This window comes from Paenibacillus sp. GSMTC-2017, assembly GCF_016019935.1.
In the GTDB taxonomy this organism is placed as follows: Bacteria; Bacillota; Bacilli; order Paenibacillales; family Paenibacillaceae; genus Pristimantibacillus.
The window spans coordinates 848043-871802 of record NZ_JAECMT010000002.1; the positions used below are offsets into that span (position 1 = coordinate 848043).

Below are 23760 nucleotides of genomic sequence, written 5' to 3' on the forward strand. Positions count from 1 at the left end.
CTGTTACTATAATGATATACTTACAATAAGTATACCTGATCAATTTCCATAAATCACTTTTTTTGTCTTATAGGGGAGGCTTTCCGCATGATTACATACTTTGTAATAGGCATAATCGTATTAATTGTAATAATAGTAGTGCTGGGCTATCGTTCCCAAATAAAACAGGCCCCTTCGCCGGAGCAGCTAAGCAGGCTTGTCGTATCCATCTTAAAACGCGGACATGGTAATGTAGAATGAACAATAAATTAGCAGTAACACTTAAACCTTATTCGCCCGTTCAATATCCATATAAAAAGCTCAAAATTTGTCGTAAGTGCAACCATTTCACTGTTCTTGGTGAACAAATCTGTATGTTTTGCCATAAGTCTGCTCTTCAGCCAGTCGAGAAACGAGCTGCAGTCTTAACACAAAGGAAATGTTGGTTCATAAGAATACTTCTAGTCGTGCTCATTGGGGTAGGATTACCATTCAGCACTTCTCCATTACAAACAGGACTTCTGCTAGTTTGCGGCATCGCACTACTATCACTTATATGGACGATACAAGTACGTCTTACCCCTGCACTTGAGCGGATACAACTTAAAAAAATGTTTCACCAACATGCTTATTCACTCGTTTCAGGTTTAAAAACTGATCATCAAGCAGCGATTGCTATGTTCCATCAAGGCGACAAACCTCGTACTTATGAGATGCTGAGAGAAATAGGATCATTAGTACAAACCGATCAAATGCGTGTCGAACAAATTATGCTTCTGCAAACTTTCCGATTGCGCAAAGATATGGATTTAATGATTGAACCATTGCTCATGGAAAGTTTTAACGCAGATCTAGTTGACTACATCGGAGAACTCGCCAAAATTAGGCGCGATCTGCTAAAAGAAAACACATTCCGTTATGTACTTCAATATGAATCACAAATATTGAAGTTACAAGGTGGTAAAAGCATAATAGCAGGTGTCGCTGGAGCCGCAGTTCGCAAAAAGCGCTATTTAGTTTTGTATCCATATTTATTGATTAGTTACGCACGTTTACTTCCGAAGGATCGATTTTTAAGACTATACCGCATTGTACAAAACGATCCGATATTTAAGTCACGACCTTTGTATGATGAAGTTATGCGCGTCTATGAAGAAAAATACAAATGGGATCAGGACTTTCAAAACGGTTAAACCTTTTTGACTAATCGAGTTCCATTCAGCATACAGTGCTCATAAACAATCTAAAACCTACTTAAGTCACAAACGATACAAGACTTTAGTCTAGAGGAATTACAACAAAAACCACGTCCTCAGGACGTGGTTTTTCGTGATGTAATAGATTAAAAATATAGTTTAGCTGTAAAGTGAGATCGTTGTCCGAACCACGACTTACTTCCATTTAACTCCGCTCAAACTAGCCCCATTTACAAATAATCGTTTTATATTTTGTTCCACAGTTGGATTAGCTATTAATGGTGGTGCTTGATGTGGCTTTTTTCGTGCATCGATTATGATATTGTCACAACCCCAATGTTTATGTGAATAGTAGCTATTCACACCGTAGATATCATGGGATGGGTTACTCCGTGTAAATGCAGCCCACAGGAAATTGTCTACTGTAGCACTCATAAACTCGCTGTCATCACATAAGATGATCATCGGGCATGATGGAATTGCTCCCTTTTCAGAAATCGAATCACTTAGCGATTTCAATTGTTTCTCCGCATCACTGTAGCTCACGAATGCTGGTCCTTGAATCGCCACTATACCAGGCATAATCATATGAACGTGTTCATAACCCTTTAATCCTCTCAGACCATCAGGAACTTCCTTGCAAAGCTCCCGCTTTTTCTCCCCGACAGCTGCAAATACGACCTTACTGCCCGTATTGAGCCCAGTTCCAGAGTAATCTAATGTATCAATAGTTGTATTCGTCTGGAAATGAATATCACGATGAAGATCCATTCTTTCCAGCATATACGTCAAAAAGTCTACTATATGATGAGTGCTTAGTGATTGTTTCTCTTCAGCGGCAATAAACAAATATTTAGCCAAACTCAATTGACCCGTTCCGAGTATCCGATTAGCTAGGGTAAGAATCTCAGCTGGTTGTTTCACTTCTTGATAAGGTGTATAACGTTCACTTCCAATTGCAAAGAGCAAAGGATGAACACCAGCTGCATCGACTGCATGAACTTCTTTCAGCCCAGGTATTTCTTGTTTGATCGCTCCTCCAGTTAACTCATGAATAAGTTCTCCGAAGGAAGTATCTTCTTGTGGCGGTCTGCCCACAACGGTAAACGGGAAAATAGCATTTTTTCTAGCATACACCTTATGCACTCTCATAACAGGGAACGGATGTGTCAGGCTGTAATAACCCAAATGATCGCCAAAAGGCCCCTCAGGTTTTGTATCATTTGGATGAATTTCTCCTGTTATTACAAAATCGGCATCGTTACTAACACAGTGTCCTTCAACATAACTGTAACGGAAGTGGCGACCCGCAAGCAGTCCAGCGAAAGTAAGCTCACTCATGCCCTCAGGAAGCGGCATTACAGCAGACAACGTATGGGCTGGAGGCCCTCCAATAAAGATACTTACTTTAAGCGGTTTTCCTAGTTTATTCGCTTTATCTTGATGGACTCCAATACCGCGATGTATTTGGTAATGGATGCCTACTTCTTTGTTCAATTCATAATCATTGCCATCAAGCTGAACACGATACATACCTAAATTGGCATTCATGATGCCTGGCTTATCGGAATCTTCCGAATACACTTGTGGTAAAGTGACGAATGCACCACCATCCATCGGCCAGCTTTTTATAAGTGGAAGATCTTCAATTTTAATTTCTGTGAACTCAGATGGTAGCCCGCCGGATGATTTAATAGGCAGCGCTTTTTTGGCAGCGAGCCCTGTTCCAACATAACTAAACGGTTTTTTGACCGCCTTCATCGGATCGTTGCGTAGAGCGATAACATTTTTTGTAGATTCTAATGTATCTCTAAATATGAACTTACTGCGCTCGATAGTACCAAATAGATTAGAAACGGCACGATATTTCGAACCTTTCACATTTTCGAATAATAAAGCAGGACCGCCAGCCGCATAAGCTTTCATATGTATAGCAGCCATCTCTAAATTAGGATCAACTTCTTCATATATACGGACCAAATGACCATGCTTCTCTAGATCAATAACACATTCCTCTAAATTACGATAGCTCATAGTAGTACTCCAATCTTCTGTTTCTATACAAAAGTGATTCTTTCTAATACTTATGTTACGTACCGCAATATGTTTGGTACGGATACTCTGAACGGTTAGGCTTTGCAGAACATTCTGCTTGTTCTGTAGAGTGCTCATAAGGATTCGATAGAACGTTTATTAAACGTTCCATAACACTATAATCGCCTAACTTAACAGCTGCTTCGAGCGCTTCCTCTACAAGATGGTTCCGTGGAATGAGAGCAGGATTACTGCTACGCATCAGTGCTACTGAGTCCGCTATTGATCCTTGCTGTCTGCCCAATCTTTCCTGCCACTGTTCATACCATTCCGTAAACTCCGAAGTACCGAACAATACAGTTTCCTCTGGCTTACCGAAAGTGAACGCACGGAACGTATTTGTGTAATCCGCTTCGTACTTCTCCATTATTGTGAGGAGAGCAACAATTAGTGTTTCATCTTGTTCCTCTACGTTCATCAAGCCTAGCTTGGATCTCATTCCAGCGAGCCAGTGTTGATGAAACAACTCTGCAAACTGGGCAATTGCACCTTCGGCAAGTTTGACAGCTTGTTCTTCGTCTTCATGAAGTAGTGGTAGTAACGTCTCAGCAAATCGTGCAAGATTCCATGCAGCAATTTGCGGCTGATTGCCATAAGCGTAACGACCATGTCGGTCTATTGAACTGAATACAGTTGCCGAATCATATTCATCCATAAAGGCACAGGGGCCGTAATCAATCGTTTCCCCGCTAATCGCCATATTGTCTGTGTTCATCACTCCGTGAATAAAGCCAACAAGTTGCCATTTAGCAATCAATGAAGCTTGACGTTTGATTACTTCCTGTAGTAACGCAAGATAACAATTGTCAGCTGCCGTAACTGCTGGATAATGTCTTTGTATCGTGTAATCTGCTAAGGTTTGGAGATTCTCCACAGAGCCCGCTTTCGCAAAATACTGAAAAGTCCCTACCCGAAGATGGCTAGCTGCAACTCGTGTTAAAATAGCACCAGGTAGTACCGTTTCACGATATACGTGTTCACCTGTTGTTACAACCGCAAGACTGCGAGTCGTTGGAATACCCAGTCCGTGCATAGCTTCGCTAATGATGTATTCACGGAGCATCGGTCCAAGTGCCGCTAGTCCATCCCCTCGACGGGAATAAGGAGTTGGACCTGAGCCTTTAAGCTGAATATCAAATCGTTCACCTTCTGGTGTAATTTGCTCACCAATAAGCATAGCCCTTCCATCACCTAAATTTGTAAAATGTCCGAATTGATGTCCAGCATAAGCTTGAGCTAGTGGCAATGCACCTTCGGGAATTACGTTTCCAGCAAGAGTTGCAGCACCATGCTCACTTTGCAGCACTTCCAAGTCTAGTCCTAATTTTTTTGCTAATTCGTCATTGAAAATGATTAATTCTGGAGCGCTTACTTCGTTCGGTCCGAGCTTAGAAAAAGCTAATTCTGGCAACTGGGCGTAACTATTGTCAAAGTTCCATCCTGCTTTGCTTTCATTTCTATTTATTGTCATTGGATCTCCTATTTTCGTAGTCTCTTTTTATCTTAGTTTATTCCTCTACATAAATCAAAATATTCGCCACCCTTAAAGAAGCATAAGTATTTATCAATAGAAAGAAAAAAAGCCTCTCCAAAATGGAGTAGGCTTCAGTCAACCTATTAAATAGGGGTATCACATGGTTTCGGACAAGAATAACAATACTCTGCTGAAATTTCGTAATAAAAGCAACACGTATGACGAATGTGAGTCGTTAATTCCTTTTTACTACCTCTATTCGTTGGTGACATAAATGTAGATAATGGGTTTCGACGTTCTCCAAAAATGGTCGCTGGTGCGAGGCGTACGATATAATTGTAATCTTCACGCAGCCGCTGGACAACAGACGTATCCGCTTCTTCCTCTATTCCATCTTCATAAAGTGGTCTTATACGAACGAATGCATTTTCCCAAAGTATGGATATAGGAACACGGCTAACTCCAGCTAACGTACGAAACACCAGAGATAAATGCTCGGCAAAAATATGACGTAACACCTCTTCCCGCCACTCGTTACGTTTCCCTTCTTCCGGTTCCGAAACCTCATATTCACCGAGGCTTCCGTTAGGATACCTCGATTCCACTCCATCGTCAGGCGATTCTAAACGACTGCTTTCAATTGACAATTTCAAACCTTTGTTGAAATACGACATCGCAAAAAGTACAGGAGCTACCGTTAACATTGCATACCTTTTTGCCAGCATTGATGCTGTTACTAATCGAGTTGGAGAGTCTAACTCTATTGAGAGATAATCTAAATATAATGCGCACTTCTCCTGATTAAGTAGATCGTTAGTCATTACAAATCGATTTGTAGGTTGCGAGTCATTTTCTAATAAAAATCTAAACCTAGTTTTCAAACATTCCCATTCCGGCTTCGTCAAAGTGACGGACATGTTATGTCGCTCCTAGTAATGTTTCAGCTATTTGATCTACAACCAAATTAATTGCAATCGGTCCATAATACGCAATCCATAAGGTCGTATCTACCGTATACACTTTATTTTGTTTTACTGCATCAATAGATTTCCATACTTCTGTTTTTTCGTATTCTTCTACAAGAGATTTGAACATATCATTTTTTAATAGGAAATAATGGTCAGCACCGACATCCGGCAAAGCCTCTAAAGATATATGATACGCAGTATCTTTCTCCTGTTTCACTTGCTCAGGTGCTACCAGTCCCAAATCCTGATGCAAAATCGCAGCCGTTCGGTGGCTTGGGGTATGTACACGAATTCCATCATCACGCGGACGAATTAATGCAACACTTTCCCCATTTAATTTAAGTGCGAGTTCAGCCTTCAACTTGTCAATTTTCTGCTTGTAAGCATCCACTGCTAAAGTCGCTTCTTGCTCATTGCCTACTATTTTGCCAAAAGTGATAAGTGTGTCTCTCCAGTCTTCGTTACGATCAAGCATAACAGTTGGTGCGATCTTCGTTAAACTATCATAAATTTTTTCTTGAAATTCTGTACAAATAATAAAATCAGGAGCCATTGCAACGATGGCTTCTAGATTGGGTTCATCTCTTGTTCCTAATAGTTTTACATCCTTTAGTTTATCCGTTAGATAACTTGGGAAATCAGCACTATCCCCATCCGCAGTAACACTTCCTGCTGGTTGTTCACTCAGTGCTACCAAATGATCAACGAATTGGGTATCTAATACAGCAATTCTCTCTGGACGTTGTTCTAGTGTGAAATCTCCCTTAAGTGTTTTTATTACGACCGGATAGGATTGTTGCGCAGCTTGTTCAGCACTAGCACTTGGAGTGACAGTATTGGTTTGGGATGTTGGTTGACTAGACTCTCTTGTAGTCGTTCCTGATCCCGTGCTACATGCTCCGAGAAATAACATCAAACTTAACATTAAACTTACTGCGAGCAATGGTTTTGAACTTCTGTTCATCTTATAAGCCCCTTCGTTTCGTATTCGATAATGATTATCATCATCAACACTATACGAAAGTAAGTCCCTTGTTCCAATGGATTTCCGCGACAACTTGAATGGATTTATACGACTATTGTGTCTAAAGTATATGGGAGCGACCCCGGAATATTTCTTAAATGCACGGCTGAAATAGTAACTGTCTCCATAACCGACCGACTCAGCTATCGACTTAAGTGAGACGTTCGTATTGACCAACATCGCTTGTGCATGGTCCATCCGAACTTGAATCAAATATTCAATTGGGCCCATTCGAAGTTTTTCTTTAAATGCTCTTTGTAGTTGTCTTGTGCTGCAATGTAGTGCACTAGCCAGATCTTCTAGACTAATTGGACTTGCGAAATGCTCTTCCATATAACGAATACTTTGACTAACAATATCCGGTTGTTTCACAAATGCCTTCCCATTGTTATGTAACTGCTGTAGCATTTCATATACAAATTGGTGAAATAATGCTCGTACATGAAACTTCTCCAACTGCTCACCTAATTGCCACTGCTTGTATATCTGTTCTACTTTTGTTAATAGACTTAGCGGATACGAAGGAACTAAACCATATTGGATTTGAAACGGATTATTGTTCTCAAACATACTTAGCAGATCCCTGCGACATGGCAATACCATCGCTGCTTTGTAATATATAATATAATAATCAATTTTCTCGGCTACTTGTACGATATCTAAAGTCGCACCTTTGCCCGCATGACATACGAAGCAATGATCTACTACATATTCATTTCTGTCGATTAGAATTTTTGCCTCTCCAATAACAACGTAAATAAAAGCACTCGCTGGTAACCGAAACTGGAGCACACTTTCGCCCGATTGCACAATTGATCGCCGCACATCAAGCACCCTTATTGCTGCGTGATTCCAGAGTGGCAATTGTTCAAGTATTTTCATTCCTTTCACCTTCCATGTTTGTTTACGTGTTTCCACCATTTATAGGTTTAACTCTATTTTATCAGCACTATCGCAATTTTCTACTAGTAACATTAGATTTTGTCTTATACATTACTAAAACTTTTTTACAACGATTTTCCTCACAATCCCTTAATTCATTTAATGTAACTTACCTACAATATGTCATTCCGATTGTTAAAGATTCAATAAATACACTTTTTTTATATCATTATAAACGTCGTGAAGAACACGCCGCTTCCACACAATTAACGTACTGATTAATTATTCGGGGATTGTGTAGAGGCGGCTTTTGTTTTGTTGTAGTAGTAATAACAACAACCAAGTTTACTTTAAATGAGGACACAGAAACCGTTATTCCTCAAAATCAGCATGTTTTTTACTTTCGCGGACAGAGGTTCCGTTATTTACTCAAAAGATCCCTATTTATATGCAATTAGTGTGCAATAACGGATCTCTTGTTCTCGTACTACCTTAATAAAGAAAAAGCTGCAAAATAACGGAACGTGTGTCCTCGAGTTATAGCAACTTACAAAACTGAAATCGAATTACACTAACTCACAAAACTGTAAGTTTGACCTTTAAGTGTTCGTCACTCTCCTTCCTTGTGGCGGAAGAAGCGGAAGAATAACCAAATCGTTGATTAGTATAGATATTATTAAATAAAAGCTTTCTACTATAAAAAAAATCTATAATCCATTTTGTGGATTTTTGAAGAAGTCATCTTGCATTCCTTATAATTCCGAGTATAATACTAGGTAAATAGAGCAAACGAACAAGGAAGGTGCTACTTATGAATAAAGTTAATGAGCAGACAACATGGTTAAATGATTACTTGGATTTGTATAACTTCGCAGGTCAAATCAACGATACTGCTTGGCAAGAAGAGTTGTTGCAAATAATTCGCAGTGGTCCTTCTGGAGAAAATAGCATTAATAAACATGAGTTAGGGAAAGAAGAATTGTGGGGCGAATTTAATTTGTTAAATCATAAGTTACTACAATTGTTCGCTCAAATAAAAACAAGCAACAGCCTTTTTGAAATCGAAACTGTTCAACAATTAATTCAATCTTTAAAGCAAAGAAGACTAGAGGTCGGTCGTCAATTAATATAAAAACAGTATGCGTACAACTGAATCCAAAGATCATGTTGGTGGTATAGTACGTTATAATTAAATCAGAAAGTTTTGTTGATGTAATTGAGGTTTTACCAATGTGCAAAGGGGTTTTTCAGATGAAACAGAGGATTTTATTTGTAGCTGAAGACTGTAGTAAGGTAGACGGCATGTAGTTGGTCTGCTCTGCCATCATCGAGAATATAATTAAAGGAAACATGCATATGTATGCACTGCACAATAGTGTTGATCGAATCTGGGAAATTCGGTCTACATAAAACGTTAAATTACATTGTCATTTGTTTAGCTTCTGTCATCATGTTCATCATCTTAGTCATCATCTCGTCGCAATTTTGCATGTTCTTCATCATCGTGTCCATATCCATACATGTCATCATCATGTCTTCTGACTTCATACATTCCATCATCATCATCATGCCGTTCATACGAGTCATCATATCTTGCATACACATTGTCATCATCATGTTCATCGCCATTTTCTCCACTCTATCCACCACCTTTCAACCCTTTTCTGTGCCCATAAAAAAGATACTATATTTTTCCTTTTAAGTCAAGGATAATACTTGATTTATTTTTTTCGTTGTGCTATCATACTAAACTTACTTAAATTGTAGGAATAGTAAACAATCTATCATTAATAGAAATAATAGATTGTTCACCTTTCTTTTTTAGTTAACCTGCATCGTCCATCCAAATAGATCTTCGATCGCACCATTTTGTATACCAGTCAATGTATCGTATACTTTTTGTGTTAATGCTCCCAATGAACCCTCAGCAATTAGTAATGTTTGTCCATTCCAGTACATCTCGCCGATTGGTGCGATAACGACTGCTGTCCCCGTCCCAAATGCTTCCGACACATGACCTGACTCATAAATCTCGTTAATCGAAATTTTCCTCTCTTCCACAGGTAAACCCCAATGAGTAAGTAACTGAATAACAGAATTACGAGTAATTCCAGCCAATATACTTCCACTAAGTGCAGGTGTAACAATCGTTCCATTCATGTTGAAAAACACATTCATACTGCCTACTTCTTCAACATATTTGTGCTGTATACCATCAAGCCACATGACTTGCGAATAGCCTTGTTCCTTAGCTAACTTTTGTGATTTAAAAGTCGCCCCATAGTTGCCTGCTGCCTTTGCCTCCCCTACTCCGCCCTCGACAGCACGTACATATTGAGACTCTACGAAAATTTTTATCGGATTAATACGATCACCATAGTAAGCACCTACAGGCGACATGATGATAATAAATTTATACTCTTCAGAAGGCGCTACGCCGAGTACAGCTTGAGTAGCAATAACAAATGGACGAATGTATAATGACATACCCGGCGCGGTAGGAATCCAATTCTCATCGAGTTTAATCAATTGCTTTAAAGCATTTAGAACGACATCCGTATCAAGTTTCGGTATGCTCATTCGTTCATTAGAACGATTCATTCGATCAATATTTTCTTGTGGTCTAAACAATAGAATTCGACCATCTGGTGCTCTATACGCTTTGAGTCCTTCAAAAATCGCTTGCCCATAATGAAACACTTTCGAAGCTGGATCTAGTGTAAGTGGTTGATACGGCATTATTTTTGCTTGATGCCACCCCTCTTCTACACTGTAGTTCATCATAAACATATGGTCGGTAAAATGAGTGCCAAAACCGAGCTGATTATTCGGTGGAATCTTTTTCTTATTTTTACTATGTTCGATATAGATCATATTCTCTTCCGTCATATCAATCATATCCCCTCGTTCTATTCATATATGATTGAATACTATCATCCCGTGATGTATAAATAAATTATCTATTAAGTACTCTATCCAGATCTTTTAAGTATGTTAATAAGGGGGCAATTATGGACATTCGGAAGCTAAAATATTTTCTTGCTATAGCGGAGGAGAAACAAATTACAAAAGCGGCTAAGCTACTTCATATGGAGCAACCGCCATTAAGCCGTCAGCTCATACAATTAGAAGAAGAACTTGGAGCCCAATTATTCGAGCGTAGCAGAAAACAGCTTACGTTAACCGCAGCTGGTGAATTGCTCAAAGTGAGGGCTGAACATTTGTTACTTCAATTGGATGAAACGATTAAAGAAGTAAAGGATCTCGAATCCGGGGTACGCGGTATTTTAAGCATCGGTGCAGCAGTTTCATGTGTTTCGATTCTCCCAAAGCCAATCAAACAAATGAGGGAGCAATATCCGCTCGTTACATTTAAAATCGCAGAAGGGGATCACTATTTTTTAGGGGAGTTACTCGCAAAACGTTCTGTTGAGCTAGTCATATCAAGACTGCCTTTTGAAACTCATATTTTACAAAATAAATTAGACATATTTCAGTTGCCATCCGATCCTTATGTTGCTATATTGCCATGCTCCGACGGCTCGTCTCCTTCTTCCCAACAAAACAGCATCTCTATCAAACATTTGGCGAGTTACCCGCTCCTAACTTTAAAATCCGACAAAACAACTAGAATGCATGAACAAGTTGTGAGTGAATTTAAGCGTCGCGGCTTTGAACCAACTATAATTTGCGAATGTTCAAGTGTATCCATTATTATGTCTCTCATTACGGCAGGAATTGGGGCGTCTATATTCCCCAAATCTGTAGTATCTTCTTTTCCGATTGGTACTGTAGATATAAGAGAAATAGAAGATGCAGACTTTCAATCCGACGTAGGTATTTTGTGGATCAAAGATCAATCACTCTCGAAAAGAGCACAACATTTTATCCAATGCTTTACATCCGATCAAAGTTATTAATGGGTTTCCTTCAGATGACCAAGGATACTTTCTTGATGAACTTTCTCCATAATGTAAGACTTTGATCTTTCGATTAACTTTATAAGCAGATGATTTTCTTTCTATTTGTTCAAGTGATACAATTTCTCAGGATTCATTACGATATAAATGTCAGAAATGGTATTCTCCTTGATCTGAAAGGAAATAACCGAAAAGGTCAGCTCCCCTATCTTTATAATAATGCCGGGATTACCATTAATCTCATGAACGAAACATTCAAAATGTGCAGGAACCTTGTCTCTAACCGTAGTAAAGTAACGTATAATAAGCTCTTGTCCAACGATAGGACGTAATGCTGCATTCGTTTTTCCCCCGCCATCTGTATACAATACCGATTCAGTTGAAAGAATCGTTAACAATGAATTGATATTGCCTGTAGCAATTGCACTTACGAATTGCTCCGTCAATGTCGTCGATATATTCCGTGGTACTGTGTTTTTCTTAGATGCTGAACCGATTCTTTTTTTCGCTCTATAAAAGATTTGCCGACTATTTCCACTACTCTTATCGATAATAGACGCAATTTCCTCGAAACGATAACTAAATAGTTCTCTTAATAAAAATACGACTCGCTCTACGGCTGACAATTGTTGCAATAGAAGCAAATATGCGGTGGACGTCGATTCTTTTGAAATAAACTGTTCCAATGGATCATTTGTATTATTTCGTCTAGTAACTAGCGGCTCAGGAAGCCATGGCCCCACATACATTTCCCGCTGTTTACTGCTCGATTTTAATTTATTGAGACATTTATTCGTAACTACTTTACACATGTATGCTTTAATAAACTGGGTATCAGTTGGCTCGTTTTCATGCAAAGACATAAATGTATCCTGAACAATATCTTCCGCATCCGTAACGCTTCCCAATATTTGATAAGCAAGAGAAAATAACAATGGCTTTAGCTCGACGTATAACTGTTCTATATCCACTTATCCCTTCCTCCGCTCTTCTCTTTTTTGCTTAATTACAACTTGAGCGGCTCTTTTTGCTCCAGCAAAAACAGCGTCCACGAGTAGTTCTCCCTCATGACCGGTCCAATCTCCCGCAACATAAAGTCCTGTCATTTCCGGTACATCCGGTCCTGAATAACTGCCCACTTTGTTAAAAGAACAAAAATCGCTAGCGACCGTTATATATGGTAAGAACTGACGGGCAATTTCCTCTTCCCGCCATCCCGGTTGTATAAGATCTAATGCTTGTTCCAATTGCCATTTATCCTCTTCTGGATAACTTGGATTTTCACCTAGCTGCTTTACCATATGAATGACTGTAGAGCCATCATCTTGTTCCGTGTACTTTGCAACTGATGTTGGATTGTTATAAAAAAGAGGTGCATCTAGCCAAAACCCTGCCACAGAGAATGAGCAACGACTCGGAAGACGACGTAATACAACATCCAAGCAAGCCGCTTTGATCGGATGTGCTTGTTTCTTCCACTTCGTAAGGCTAGTTTGATCAGCTCCCTTTACAATTTTGCACGTTTCAGTTAAGCCCGTAGCAACTATAACAGAAGAAACGTCTAACAAGTCGCCACTTGCAAAGCTAACTTGCAATCCATTGTCGCTTGGAGAAATTTCGACCACTGAATGTTCTGTCATAATCGTTACTCCAGCTTGCTCCGCTTTATATTTGAGAACTTCTATGAGACTAGCCCATCCATCATCAATATAAAATGCCTTCCCTCCAAATGTTCGCTGAAGTTGTTTGACAGCTGTAGAAGCCAAATGTAATTCTGGACGAAGCACAAACGTATTGGCTCGGCATATCGAATAAATAACATGACGGATCATCGGATCAACAACTTCCTTCTCTGCCCATTCTCTGAATGTAAGATGGCTGAGCTTAGCTGTATCTATCTTTCCTAGTTTCATCATAAACTTTATGAGTTCTACTTTTCCAGACAAAGAAAACAACCTAGATGTGATCAACTTTATCGGATCAGTTGGTAGCGTATATACTTTGTTATTCCATATCGCTACGACAGATGCAGGCGGGTTAGCACCTTTTAGCTCAACATTAAGCTCTTTTAATACTTCTTCGCCTTTCCCATCCTGATAAAATGCATGTACACCAAGATTGAGATATGCCCCCTTCTTCTTCACCGTTAATGCTCGCCCGCCAAGTTTATTTGACTTTTCAGTTAGTAATACGGACAAGCCAGCTTTCGCCAAATATATAGAAGCTGTCAATCCTGACAGCCCGCCTCCAACAACTACTACGTCATAGGTTGTTTTTAATGCATTCATGTAAATCACCTCATGTTTTTGCATATATAACAATCGATAGAGGTGTTTTGTTACAAAAAGAGGTCACTTTTCTGCTAAAATATAGCGGACCGAAGATGTTCTAGTTTAACAATATAAAAAAAACCTCCTGATTATCAATCTTCAGAAGGCATTTCCATCGTTCTTTCCAACATCTCAGCTTCGGCATTAAGAACATGACTGATCCCAATTCCTTCTAAAGCAATGGAAGACAATAGCAAATTAACGGCATCGTACCTAGTTAGGGTGATCGACGGAGTAATATTTGGTATATTGGCTAGCGACATAATATTCCCCCTTCAATTCATTTGATCTATTTATATTCATTCATGAAGGAATGGGAATGGACGAGTTCATCAATCCGAACACAAATAAGAAGCTGCCAAAGTGACAGCTTCTAACTTCATTTTACCTTTATGAAAATAAGCTTACAGCCTTCTTTCTAGCACCCTCCATTGGTCCAAGTTTGAACATACGTTGCCAAACATTAGCGAACGTCAACTGAAATAGACTTACTAATATCCATACTCCGATTATTTCAATAGCGTTTAGTTTACCGCCAATTCCTAAGCCCCAGCCATAGAAAATGAACGAGCACAATACATTTTGCAGCACATAACAGCTCAGTGACATTTTCCCTGTTTTCTCTAGCCAGTTCCATAATACAAATTTCGGTTTGGATTCTAGTAGCCTAGCTATAATAGCTACATAGCCCATAGCTAACAACGGAGCAAATAAGTAACGAGCTGGGACATCAAATATTCCGCCAGGGACAAAAAGCAAAAAGTTAAGCGGAAGTCCAATTCCGACACCGTATTTCATCAACTTACCGCGTTTGCGTCTGCCCTCTGCATCGTCTGCGAATAAGCCATTACGCATCATCATAATACCGCACAGAAACAATACGACATTCATCGGAATAGTAAATATAACTTCAAACCGCATCATTAGTATATTTGACAATCTTGCTTGTATCTGATCAAACCAGCTTCCTGATTGATAAAGCCCAGCTAAATCTGCTGGCATAAGCGCCGATTCACTGCTATCGGAAGACATAAGTATCTTCATCCCTACAGCCAGTACCAATACTAATAATATATGCAAACTTCCACCCCAAATTATCGTTCGCCGAATCGCTTTATCACCTGCTCTTACGATAAATGAAACGATAATTGCAGCAGCTGCATACCCCATCAAAATATCGTATTCCATCACCAACATAAAATGTAAAAAACCTTCCAACATTAAAATTAATGATACCCAAATATATATGCCTGGCCATGTTGTTCCTTTACGTACGGACTGCCGGTACTTCATCTCAAGCCCTACTCCAAACATGACCGACAACAATCCTAAAAACTTCCCGTTAATGAGTGCACCACACAACGTGCGGATAAAAGCATCCACGGACGCCCACCAATTTTCTACTTCGGGAAATAATGTGCTCATCTCACTAGCGTAAGCAAATATCCAAATATTCGTTCCGAGTGTCCCCAAGATAGCAAACCCTCTCAAAATATCCAGTATGCGAATCCGATCCATACTTCTCTCCATAAGTACTCTCCCTATTTGTTTTTATGACCTTATTTTATTGGTCAAAACAAAAGAGATTCTGAACGAGTTCTTAATAATTCTTAAGACCGTTCATTTTGACTCTAAGGATTTATTGGAAGGACTATTTTAACTAAAAATTGATCATTTTTAATTCGAGTGTTCATCGTACCGCTATGACGCGTAATAATGTTTTCACATGTGTTGATACCTAAACCATAGCTTTTGCCAATGGGCTGTTTCATCACTTGATTGCTTTGAATGAGTACCAATGTGTCGTCTTTTTTCTCAATTGAAAAACGAATTGGCGAACGCGGATCAGCGTATTTGATTATATTGGAGCATAAATTATCAAATACGCGAATGAATTGATTAATATCGGAATAAATGAAAAACGGCTCTTTCATTTTATTATCAAGCTGTATGTCGAAATTTTCATTTTCTAACAAAAAGATAGCATCAGATAGCAATTGTCCAAATAGTTCCCTTCCCTCAACTACCAATAACTTAAATTGAACACTTGGATGGGAGGAAAATGAATTAGCGAACAATTCGTCCGTCAAATCTTTGATCAAATACGCTTTACTTCGAATATGTTCAATGTATTGCTGCCTTTTCTCTTCACTTTCTACTTTTTTAGCCGCAAGCAAGTCCAAATAACTGATGACCGTCGTTAAAGGAGTTCGAATATCGTGTGAAACCGCACTGATTAACTCGCTTTTCTCACGTTTCAATTGCTCTTCCACTTGAAACTGCTCACGCATTGCATTCGTCATACTATTAACTTTGGCAGCAAGTGAGCTTAGCTCGTCATTTCCTATAACAGGTATGCTATTTTGCATATCTCCACTTTCAATCTCACTAATCCGTTCTTCAATCTTTAAAATGTAACGCAATTTTTTACGTATAAATACGAATAATATTAGTGGAAATACAGCATACGCAATAATAAACGTTATCGTATTCATTGTTACTTTATTTTTGACCTGAGAGAAAGAAACGGCTTCTAAAGTCACCGTTTTATCTGAAAAGTTTAATCGGTAATCAGGATATTCACTCCCATTAAAAGGTTTCTTATTATTAATGAATGAATCTTTTAATACCGAAGCTGATTCATAAATGATGACATTATCTTTATAAATTAAAAAATAAAAGAAATCATTGTCACGATTCCACTGGGCTATTGCTTCTAGGTTAGAAACTGACAGTTTCTTTTCATCAATATACAGCTGTAGCTCTGCTATTTTCATTCTTACTAGTGATAGATTCTCTGCATCATTAATAATATTTTCTTTGTTAAAAACCGAAAAGAGACCAACAACGATCATAATCATCAGTGTCGTTATCACATAGGCAAGAAACACATAAAAGCCAATGATCATACCTAACTTTGAGGTATACCTCTTTTTAATCCACATAATAACCTTTGCCCCATGCGGTTTTAATATATCGAGGATGCTTTGGATCTTCACCAAGTTTTTTTCTTATATTTCGTATATGTACCATTAACGTGTTGTTTGCATCATAATAATAAGGTTCGTTCCAGATGCTTTCATACAAATTTTCAGCTGAAAATACTTTGTTTCGATGCGACATCATAAGCAACAATATTTGGTATTCGGTTTCCGTTAGATCAATCCGATTGCCATTTCTCATCATTGCTTTGGATTCCATTTCGAGGGTCAAATCTTTAAGCACCAACTGCTGATTAGGGTAAATATCGTTTTTACCTTGATAAATAAAATATCTTCGAAGTTGTGATTTTACGCGGGAAAGCAATTCTACATTAGAAAAAGGTTTAGATAGAAAGTCATCTGCACCAGCAGAAAATCCAAGAACTTTATCGGAGTCTTGTGACTTCGCTGTAAGAAACAAAATAGGCACCGTCGTTTTTTTTCTTATTTCAGCACATGCCAAAAATCCTGATTTTTCAGGCATCATAACGTCAAGAATGATTAAATCTACTCCGTTATCTACTTTTTCTATCGCTTCATTGCCATTCGCCACCTTTGTTACCCGAAATCCCTCACAGCTCAATAACAATTCGATTACGTCACAAATCTCTGAATCATCATCCGCAACTAATATATGATAATTATTAATGTTATCCATAGATTTCCTCCAAGTTATAGGTTGAAAAATGTAACAAACAGGTAAAAAATAAACATTACTTTATTATACATTTTTTCATTGAAATAGAACTAGACCCTTCTTTATTTCCGAGAAATTAATGGGTTTAACCTAATAAATTTAATCGAAAAAAGCTCATGACTACTAAAAAAGCTAGTCATGAGCTTTCGATAAATCGTTATAAATCCGACCAACGAGCAACCGTTACTGGTTGCAATTGAGAGCCATTAGTGACTGTATACGGGCGTGGTCCAACATATCCCCCACCGCTAGTTACTTCCATCGATCCCCACGTACCTCTGCTGAAATTGTAATGGAACGACGTTCCGACAGGAATATTAAGTGTAATACTATAGGTGCCGTTCGTATTTTTAGTCAGTTTATAATTTTCATCGTTAACAGACCAGCTATTGTTCAGACCATGAACATACATATAGATACTCGCATTTGCTGGTGTATTTGCTGGGGCTGATACAACAAAGGTTTGACCTATTTGTGGCCCAGCACTAGTGGTCACTGAAGCAACGTTGCTAGCCACGGAAGTATTATTTGCAGCATCCCTCGCTTTTACGGTAAAAGAAAATGTTGTCGATGCAGGTAATCCGCTAACGTGATATGTAGTGCCTGTGGCTGAACCGATCTTGAGCCCATTTTGAAAAATATCATAGCCGCTCACTCCGATATTATCAGTCGATGGAGACCATGTTAAATTAACAGTTGATTCCGTAATATTTGAAGTTGTGAGATTGCTTGGAGCGGTCGGAACGATTATATCTCCTGAAGCTGCCCCAGGCGCTAGCATATTGTCAATTATATTTTGCAAATTAGGCATCGTACCTATCCGATCAATGGATGGATTTGATGATGCTGTATTATAGCTTTCGTTTCTTAACAGATTTCGCACCTCTTCTGGACTGTACGGTATGCCATACTTTGCTTTTGCTATACCTTGCAATGATAAGACGGCAGCTGTAACGATAGGGGAGGCTGAAGATGTTCCGCTAAAGTAAGACGTATAGCCTGTCGTAGAGTTCAGATCAACTGCACTAAGTGTATGCACATTTTCACCGTATCCAAAACTATCAATTCGACTGCCATAACTAGAGTAATACATACGTTCATGTGGTGATGCGGAACTGGCTGCTCCGACTAAGATCGCACCAGAGTCTCTATAATCAGGGCTATTCACATTCAAAATATATTTCCCATTGTGATCCTGGTACGTATCCAAATCAACAGATCCGTTGGCACCTGCCTCAACAACGATAATCCCTTGATCTGTCGCATATCGAATCGCATCAAATTCAGCTTGAAATACTTCCATAGGCACATACTGACCATTTGAAGTACTTGAGATAGATTGCACCTCTATTAAAATAACATCGCCTCTCTGTAATACAGGAACTGAGGTTAAAATGGCTGCGGCGATATTGCTTGATCCATCGATTCGTCTCCAAGAATTAACCTTTGGTGTAGCTTTATTTGCTAGTCCTACATGTCCGATAGAGTTGTCAACAGCGGATATAACTCCTAATACTGCACTTCCATGACTAGCGGAACTAGACATCAGAATGCTAGGTAAAGCCTCAACATTATGCGCTGCAAGATCTTCATGATTCAAAGCCCACCCTTGTTCTATATCTACATAAGTGATCCCTTTGCCATCACCACCTTCGAATTGCCATGCATATGAAGAATTAATTCCAATTGGTGCTAACTGGCCATGCGCTTGGTTCAAATAGAGTGGATCGTCGTATGGTATAACAGGTGTAGTGTTAGGCGTATAAGGTGCAGACGGATCTTCAATCAAAGCTGGTGCCAAGTAAGCCGTTTCTACGAGTGGAGAGCCATTCAACTTAGCGAGCAATTTATCTGCATTCGCATCTGTCGGTATATCAACGGTGAAATACCGATGGAAAATGTCCGTATTATTATTCATTATTCGAGAAGTCTCATCAAGCGTATCGAAAAGTCGGTTCAATTTAAGATTTTTGTATTGGGATAATACACTCGTTAATGTGTTATCTTTGCTGGTGCTTAATGCCCGCTCCGCTCCATCATAATAAGGAAGATTAGCTTCTGGCTTGAATTTAATAACGATCTGACCTCCGTTTTGCACTTGTGCATCCTTCACTGCAAGTATTGATTGTTCGACATTTGCATGAATGGATGGATTATCATTCGTAATAACGGTTAAAAGTATAAATAATGTAAGTGCAAAACTACCAATCTTTTTATTGAACATTGTCCATCTCTCCTACTCTCTTTGTAAAGTCTGCTTTAAAACTAGTAAAACTCTCCTCTCTTAAAAAATAGTTACCTTCGTTTTCAGCCTCTCAAATATAAAAAAGGCATGTAAAACAATATACATCGTCTGTTATATGAAAACTGTCGAAATAGATCGATTAAAAAGGAATTTAATTTCCAAATGATTAATTGTCATCAATTTGACAACTATTGGGACTTTGAACAAGAAATAACCACGTCCAGTTGGACATGGTCAATTTTTGGCACATATTTACGAATGATACGGACAGACTATGTGATGGATTACGAAAGGAGCGTCTATCGTGAGCAATCTTTATGATCATACTGTTAAGTTACATTCGAAATCATCCGATTTTCTCCATTTTGTTTATCCTACGCCTACATATACTTTTTATATTTGTTACTACAAAACGTTAGTAAACAGCAACAGCTTGAACCAATATATTTTGCCAACAGTGCATCAGCTTAAAAATGAAAGTATTCAAAAAATTTACGAAGAGTTGCCTTTCTCTGATCGAGTCATTCTGACTGAAGACAAAGAAATAACAAAAAAACTTCTTATGGGGTTTATCATGTTATTCACCCCGGAAGAGGAAGCTAGCATTGCCCTCCAAGTGATACAAACCGAATCGCGCTCTATTGAAGCACCTCAAATTGAATTCAGCGTAATTGGTCCTAAGGAAGCTTTTATCGAATCGTTAGATACAAATATTATGCTTATTCGCAGAAGGCTTCCGCTAACAGAACTTAGGGTGGAAGAATATATAATCGGCTATACTACTCAGACACGATGTGTAGTCATGTACATAGAAAATATTGCTAACCCCATTAATATTGCACATATGGTTAAACGTCTGAACAGCATCAGCACAGATGTCATTACTGACAGTACAAGTATGACTCAACTGATGGAAGACAATATTTATTCGTTGTTTCCTCAATTTATAGAGACCGAACGGCCTGATCGATTGGTTCATATTTTATCTTCCGGCGGTATCGCAGTCATTGCAGACGGTTCATCTCAAGCCTTCTCCGGTCCGGCTACGCTCGGACAGTTTATCGTTGCTTACGAGGATTATTACTTGCCATGGCATATTGGTTCATTTTTTCGTATTTTACGTATTTTCGCTATCTTATTTTCAATCTTAGTTACACCTATGTACATCGCTGTTTTAACTTACCACTATCAGCTCATTCCAACACTGTTGTTAGAACCTATCATTTCTTCAAGAATCAATCTGCCTTTCCCTCCTGTGATGGAGGTCATCTTTATGGAACTTACAATCGAATTATTAAGAGAAGCTGGCGCACGCCTACCCTCCAAGATTGGACAAACCATTGGTATCGTAGGCGGTATCGTTCTCGGAACAGCAGCCGTTCAAGCTGCACTTACTAGCAACATATTACTTATTTTAGTTGCACTATCTGCCTTATCTTCGTTTACCGTTCCGATCTTTCATATGAGCAATACAATTCGTGTGTTGCGGTATCCGTTTATTATTGCAGCTGCCATGCTTGGAATTGTAGGGATACTTATATGTGGTTGTTTTTTACTAACTCACTTATTGCGATTAAAGTCGCTTGGAACTCCTTTTCTCCAACCTTTTTACCCGTTACGCGTGCAAGATTGGAAAGATTCCATCGTTAGAGCACCTTTAAATAGTTTCAAAATTAGACCGACACTTAATCGTCCTCTTTTCAAAAGTAAAAAAAGAAAACTTGCGCCATTGCAAGATATTGATGAATAAAGGAGTTGCATATAGATGAAGACGGAATATAAAGTGCCAGATCATATGACTATTCCGCCTTCATCCGCCTTTTATATTGCTTTTGGAGCACAAGCAGGACTTGATTATTTAACTTTCCAGCGAAGACTGGCTAATATAGTCGGCCAAGATGCTTGGATCGCGATCATTATCGCTGCTTTATGTATGCATATTGGGATTTGGTTTATGTATTGCTTGTTAAATCGTGAGAAAACCGATCTTATTACGATTAATAAACGTATGTTTGGCAACGTAATAGGCGGTATTCTAAACATTACGCTTATTTTCAACTTCTTGATCGTAGCCGCAATGAGTGTTCGATTGTATGCGGAAATCGTTAAAATTTGGGTTTTTCCAGATTTGCAAATAGGAATACTCATTTCCCTACTCCTTTTATTAGTCTATTATATTGTGGCCGGTGGCTTTCGGGTTATTGTTGGGTTTCTTTTATTTGCCCAAATCTCACTCGCTTTTATTGCCGTCTATGCAGTATTAATGCCGTATTATTATCCTTCGAACCTACTTCCTATATGGTCCCATAAGTTTACGGAGTTAATGGAGGCTACCTGGAGCATGCTACCTGGTTATCTTGGCATCGAGGCGTTACTGATCTTTTATCCTTTTATTAAAGATGGAAAAAAAGCGCAAGCATGGTCTCACTTCGGAAATATCGTTACGATGATCATTTATTTAATGGCCTTCATTTTCTCGATGATGTTCTATAGTCTGGGACAATTACAGGAAGAAAACTGGCCCATTTTAACATTGTTTAAATTTGTTGAGTTCCCCTTTATGGAGCGAGTTGAATTTATCGGCGCTTCTTTTCAATTATTTCGTCTTGTCCCACTGCTTGCTCTCTATGTTTGGATAGCTATTCAATCCACTAAATTACAGTTTCGTTTCGCAAAAAGAAAAACGCTCCCTCTATGTTTGGTCATTGTCTTTGTATGCAGTTTGGCATTTAAAGATTCAGAACAAACTATGTTTTTTTATCGGACTGCCAGTTATTTTGGATTCGCGCTAATTTTTCTATATGTACCTTTATTAACACTCCTATCTCGGCTGAAGGGGCGATTACATTCATGAAATGGTACACCTTATTACTTATAGTCTGTTTATTAACAGGCTGTACGATAAAAAAAGAAATTGTAGAAGATATCTATATCGCATTAGGTACTGCAGTAGATCTTGCAGAAAAAACGACGTTAGAGGGCGGCAATGAGGAGTCGGGCGATGAACTGTACAAAATTACGATAAGCGTCCCTACCTTCCATAGCAATCAAAAGATTGAAAGTCAGTTTTACGAAGGTAAAGGGGACAACTTAAAAAGTGTGATGATGAAAATGAACCACACAAGCGATCAATATATTTCCAATAGCAAAATTAATGTTTTATTGTTCAGCAAACCAATTCTTCAGTTAGGGATTCAGGATTTTACTGAAATATTATCACAAGATCCATTGTTAAGCGGAAGAATGTTACTTGCTATGACCACAGGTAATGCCGATCATCTTTTTCAAAAAAAATACCCCCATACCAATCAGCCGCTAGGAAGGTACCTTTGCCAGGTCATCCATAACAATATTAAAACATTCGGTCTGCCACTCATGAACCTTCACCAATTTATTTATGAATTAAAGGGCGAAGGTATGGACCCTGTCATGCCTATTATTGATGCTATAGACGATAGAGTAAGCTTAACAGGAATTGCCTTATTGAAGGATGCCGCTTATGTTGGAAAAATGTCTCTGGATGAGATATATCCTTATAGTTGGATGAAACAAAAGCATACCCAAACGAGCTTTTTTAAAGTAAAACTGAAAGACCGAAAAGAGCTCTCCATTCGCAACTTGAAAACGAAAATGCGATATCATTATTCAAATACAAATAAAGAAATGTCGTTATACATCCGCCTAACTGGGAAGCTCATGGAATCAAACGAAGCAAAACCTGTTGAAATCAATACGAAAGAGTTAAACATCATGATTAACAATCAAATTAAAATAGAGTGCGAGAGCTTAGTGAAGAAATTTCAGAAGTTAAATGTAGATCCTCTAGGGTTTGGAAATGATGTACGAGCTCATTCGAAAACCTGGAATGAAAAAGTGTGGAAGCAGCAGTACCCTCACGTAAAAATAAAGGTTGTCGTAGATAGCCGTATTGTAAAGTGATTATTAATAATGGGAGGATGGCTGAATGATT

20 protein-coding genes are annotated in these 23760 nt (G+C 38.6%); 7 read left to right on the top strand and 13 right to left on the bottom strand.

Annotated features, from left to right (window positions below):
- The first annotated feature begins 87 nt into the window (after nt 1–87).
- Together I6N90_RS11315 and I6N90_RS11320 are read left to right on the top strand one after the other, a co-directional pair.
- A complete protein-coding gene (locus tag I6N90_RS11315) occupies nt 88–240 on the top strand; it encodes a hypothetical protein (protein WP_197935602.1) in 153 nt (50 codons plus the stop codon).
- Nucleotides 237–1172, top strand: a complete 936-nt coding sequence (locus tag I6N90_RS11320; protein WP_197935603.1) for a hypothetical protein — start codon at nt 237–239, stop codon at nt 1170–1172. The genes I6N90_RS11315 and I6N90_RS11320 overlap by 4 nt, the downstream gene beginning before the upstream one ends.
- Before the next feature lie 198 nt (nt 1173–1370).
- Here the strand turns inward: I6N90_RS11320 and I6N90_RS11325 are convergent, their stop codons facing one another.
- The 4 genes from I6N90_RS11325 to I6N90_RS11340 all read right to left on the bottom strand — a co-directional run bounded on the left by I6N90_RS11325 (nt 1371) and on the right by I6N90_RS11340 (nt 7617).
- Nucleotides 1371–3209 carry a UbiD family decarboxylase gene (locus I6N90_RS11325; RefSeq protein WP_197935604.1) on the bottom strand — a complete coding sequence of 613 codons (1839 nt, stop codon included), beginning with the start codon at nt 3207–3209 and terminating at the stop codon, nt 1371–1373.
- Between the two features lie 55 nt (nt 3210–3264).
- A complete protein-coding gene (locus I6N90_RS11330; protein WP_197935605.1) occupies nt 3265–4740 on the bottom strand; it encodes a protein adenylyltransferase SelO in 1476 nt (491 codons plus the stop codon).
- A 146-nt stretch (nt 4741–4886) separates the two neighbouring features.
- Entirely contained in the window at nt 4887–5660 is a 774-nt protein-coding gene (locus tag I6N90_RS11335; RefSeq protein WP_197935606.1) for a (2Fe-2S)-binding protein, read from the bottom strand.
- A 1-nt stretch (nt 5661) separates the two neighbouring features.
- Complete coding sequence (locus I6N90_RS11340) at nt 5662–7617, bottom strand: AraC family transcriptional regulator (protein ID WP_197935607.1); 1956 nt, start codon at nt 7615–7617, stop codon at nt 5662–5664.
- A gap of 811 nt (nt 7618–8428) precedes the next feature.
- Here I6N90_RS11340 and I6N90_RS11345 point away from each other — a divergent pair.
- Nucleotides 8429–8749 (top strand): hypothetical protein, encoded by a 321-nt coding sequence (locus I6N90_RS11345; protein WP_197935608.1) that lies wholly within the window; start codon nt 8429–8431, stop codon nt 8747–8749.
- Nucleotides 8750–9036: 287 nt separating this feature from the next.
- On the opposite strand, the gene I6N90_RS11350 is transcribed toward I6N90_RS11345, so the two are convergent.
- A complete protein-coding gene (locus tag I6N90_RS11350) occupies nt 9037–9246 on the bottom strand; it encodes a hypothetical protein (protein ID WP_232242946.1) in 210 nt (69 codons plus the stop codon).
- 192 nt (nt 9247–9438) lie between these two features.
- Nucleotides 9439–10506, bottom strand: coding sequence for a branched-chain amino acid aminotransferase (locus tag I6N90_RS11355; RefSeq protein WP_197935610.1), 1068 nt, complete (start codon nt 10504–10506; stop codon nt 9439–9441).
- 122 nt (nt 10507–10628) lie between these two features.
- Here I6N90_RS11355 and I6N90_RS11360 point away from each other — a divergent pair, with 122 nt between their 5' ends.
- Nucleotides 10629–11537, top strand: a complete 909-nt coding sequence (locus I6N90_RS11360) for a LysR family transcriptional regulator (protein ID WP_197935611.1) — start codon at nt 10629–10631, stop codon at nt 11535–11537.
- A 101-nt stretch (nt 11538–11638) separates the two neighbouring features.
- Here I6N90_RS11360 and I6N90_RS11365 read toward each other — a convergent pair whose 3' ends face one another.
- The 7 genes from I6N90_RS11365 to I6N90_RS11395 all read right to left on the bottom strand — a co-directional run bounded on the left by I6N90_RS11365 (nt 11639) and on the right by I6N90_RS11395 (nt 19769).
- On the bottom strand, nt 11639–12508 hold the full coding sequence (locus I6N90_RS11365; RefSeq protein ID WP_197935612.1) for an RNA polymerase sigma-70 factor: 870 nt from the start codon (nt 12506–12508) through the stop codon (nt 11639–11641).
- The gene (locus tag I6N90_RS11370; protein WP_197935613.1) at nt 12509–13825 is read right to left on the bottom strand and encodes a phytoene desaturase family protein; all 1317 of its coding nucleotides are present in this window, start codon (nt 13823–13825) and stop codon (nt 12509–12511) included.
- Between the two features lie 134 nt (nt 13826–13959).
- Nucleotides 13960–14130 (bottom strand): hypothetical protein, encoded by a 171-nt coding sequence (locus I6N90_RS11375; RefSeq protein ID WP_197935614.1) that lies wholly within the window; start codon nt 14128–14130, stop codon nt 13960–13962.
- Nucleotides 14131–14257: 127 nt separating this feature from the next.
- Nucleotides 14258–15397: a DUF418 domain-containing protein gene (locus I6N90_RS11380; protein ID WP_197935615.1), complete on the bottom strand. Its 1140-nt coding sequence runs from the start codon at nt 15395–15397 to the stop codon at nt 14258–14260.
- A 101-nt stretch (nt 15398–15498) separates the two neighbouring features.
- Nucleotides 15499–16812, bottom strand: a complete 1314-nt coding sequence (locus I6N90_RS11385; protein ID WP_197935616.1) for a HAMP domain-containing sensor histidine kinase — start codon at nt 16810–16812, stop codon at nt 15499–15501.
- Entirely contained in the window at nt 16802–17506 is a 705-nt protein-coding gene (locus tag I6N90_RS11390) for a response regulator transcription factor (protein ID WP_197935617.1), read from the bottom strand. The genes I6N90_RS11385 and I6N90_RS11390 overlap by 11 nt, the downstream gene beginning before the upstream one ends.
- A 196-nt stretch (nt 17507–17702) precedes the next feature.
- Complete coding sequence (locus tag I6N90_RS11395) at nt 17703–19769, bottom strand: S8 family serine peptidase (protein ID WP_197935618.1); 2067 nt, start codon at nt 19767–19769, stop codon at nt 17703–17705.
- Nucleotides 19770–20094: 325 nt separating this feature from the next.
- Here I6N90_RS11395 and I6N90_RS11400 point away from each other — a divergent pair, with 325 nt between their 5' ends.
- The 3 genes from I6N90_RS11400 to I6N90_RS11410 are packed head-to-tail and all read left to right on the top strand — an operon-like array spanning nt 20095 to nt 23729.
- Nucleotides 20095–21540 (top strand): spore germination protein, encoded by a 1446-nt coding sequence (locus tag I6N90_RS11400; RefSeq protein WP_197935619.1) that lies wholly within the window; start codon nt 20095–20097, stop codon nt 21538–21540.
- A gap of 15 nt (nt 21541–21555) precedes the next feature.
- The gene (locus I6N90_RS11405; protein ID WP_197935620.1) at nt 21556–22644 is read left to right on the top strand and encodes a GerAB/ArcD/ProY family transporter; all 1089 of its coding nucleotides are present in this window, start codon (nt 21556–21558) and stop codon (nt 22642–22644) included.
- Nucleotides 22641–23729 (top strand): Ger(x)C family spore germination protein, encoded by a 1089-nt coding sequence (locus tag I6N90_RS11410; protein WP_197935621.1) that lies wholly within the window; start codon nt 22641–22643, stop codon nt 23727–23729. The genes I6N90_RS11405 and I6N90_RS11410 overlap by 4 nt, the downstream gene beginning before the upstream one ends.
- Nucleotides 23730–23760 lie beyond the last annotated feature (31 nt).

Excerpts from the sequence above, each read along its gene's own strand:
- I6N90_RS11350 (WP_232242946.1), bottom strand. The coding sequence starts at position 9,246 with ATGGCGATGAACATGATGATGACAATGTGTATGCAAGATATGATGACT.
- I6N90_RS11330 (WP_197935605.1), bottom strand. The coding sequence starts at position 4,740 with ATGACAATAAATAGAAATGAAAGCAAAGCAGGATGGAACTTTGACAAT.
- I6N90_RS11380 (WP_197935615.1), bottom strand. The coding sequence starts at position 15,397 with ATGGAGAGAAGTATGGATCGGATTCGCATACTGGATATTTTGAGAGGG.
- I6N90_RS11370 (WP_197935613.1), bottom strand. The coding sequence starts at position 13,825 with ATGAATGCATTAAAAACAACCTATGACGTAGTAGTTGTTGGAGGCGGG.
- I6N90_RS11325 (WP_197935604.1), bottom strand. The coding sequence starts at position 3,209 with ATGAGCTATCGTAATTTAGAGGAATGTGTTATTGATCTAGAGAAGCAT.
- I6N90_RS11390 (WP_197935617.1), bottom strand. The coding sequence starts at position 17,506 with ATGGATAACATTAATAATTATCATATATTAGTTGCGGATGATGATTCA.
- I6N90_RS11320 (WP_197935603.1), top strand. The coding sequence starts at position 237 with ATGAACAATAAATTAGCAGTAACACTTAAACCTTATTCGCCCGTTCAA.
- I6N90_RS11340 (WP_197935607.1), bottom strand. The coding sequence starts at position 7,617 with ATGAAAATACTTGAACAATTGCCACTCTGGAATCACGCAGCAATAAGG.
- I6N90_RS11360 (WP_197935611.1), top strand. The coding sequence starts at position 10,629 with ATGGACATTCGGAAGCTAAAATATTTTCTTGCTATAGCGGAGGAGAAA.
- I6N90_RS11405 (WP_197935620.1), top strand. The coding sequence starts at position 21,556 with ATGAAGACGGAATATAAAGTGCCAGATCATATGACTATTCCGCCTTCA.
- I6N90_RS11385 (WP_197935616.1), bottom strand. The coding sequence starts at position 16,812 with ATGTGGATTAAAAAGAGGTATACCTCAAAGTTAGGTATGATCATTGGC.
- I6N90_RS11410 (WP_197935621.1), top strand. The coding sequence starts at position 22,641 with ATGAAATGGTACACCTTATTACTTATAGTCTGTTTATTAACAGGCTGT.
- I6N90_RS11345 (WP_197935608.1), top strand. The coding sequence starts at position 8,429 with ATGAATAAAGTTAATGAGCAGACAACATGGTTAAATGATTACTTGGAT.
- I6N90_RS11395 (WP_197935618.1), bottom strand. The coding sequence starts at position 19,769 with ATGTTCAATAAAAAGATTGGTAGTTTTGCACTTACATTATTTATACTT.
- I6N90_RS11375 (WP_197935614.1), bottom strand. The coding sequence starts at position 14,130 with ATGTCGCTAGCCAATATACCAAATATTACTCCGTCGATCACCCTAACT.
- I6N90_RS11335 (WP_197935606.1), bottom strand. The coding sequence starts at position 5,660 with ATGTCCGTCACTTTGACGAAGCCGGAATGGGAATGTTTGAAAACTAGG.
- I6N90_RS11355 (WP_197935610.1), bottom strand. The coding sequence starts at position 10,506 with ATGACGGAAGAGAATATGATCTATATCGAACATAGTAAAAATAAGAAA.
- I6N90_RS11315 (WP_197935602.1), top strand. The coding sequence starts at position 88 with ATGATTACATACTTTGTAATAGGCATAATCGTATTAATTGTAATAATA.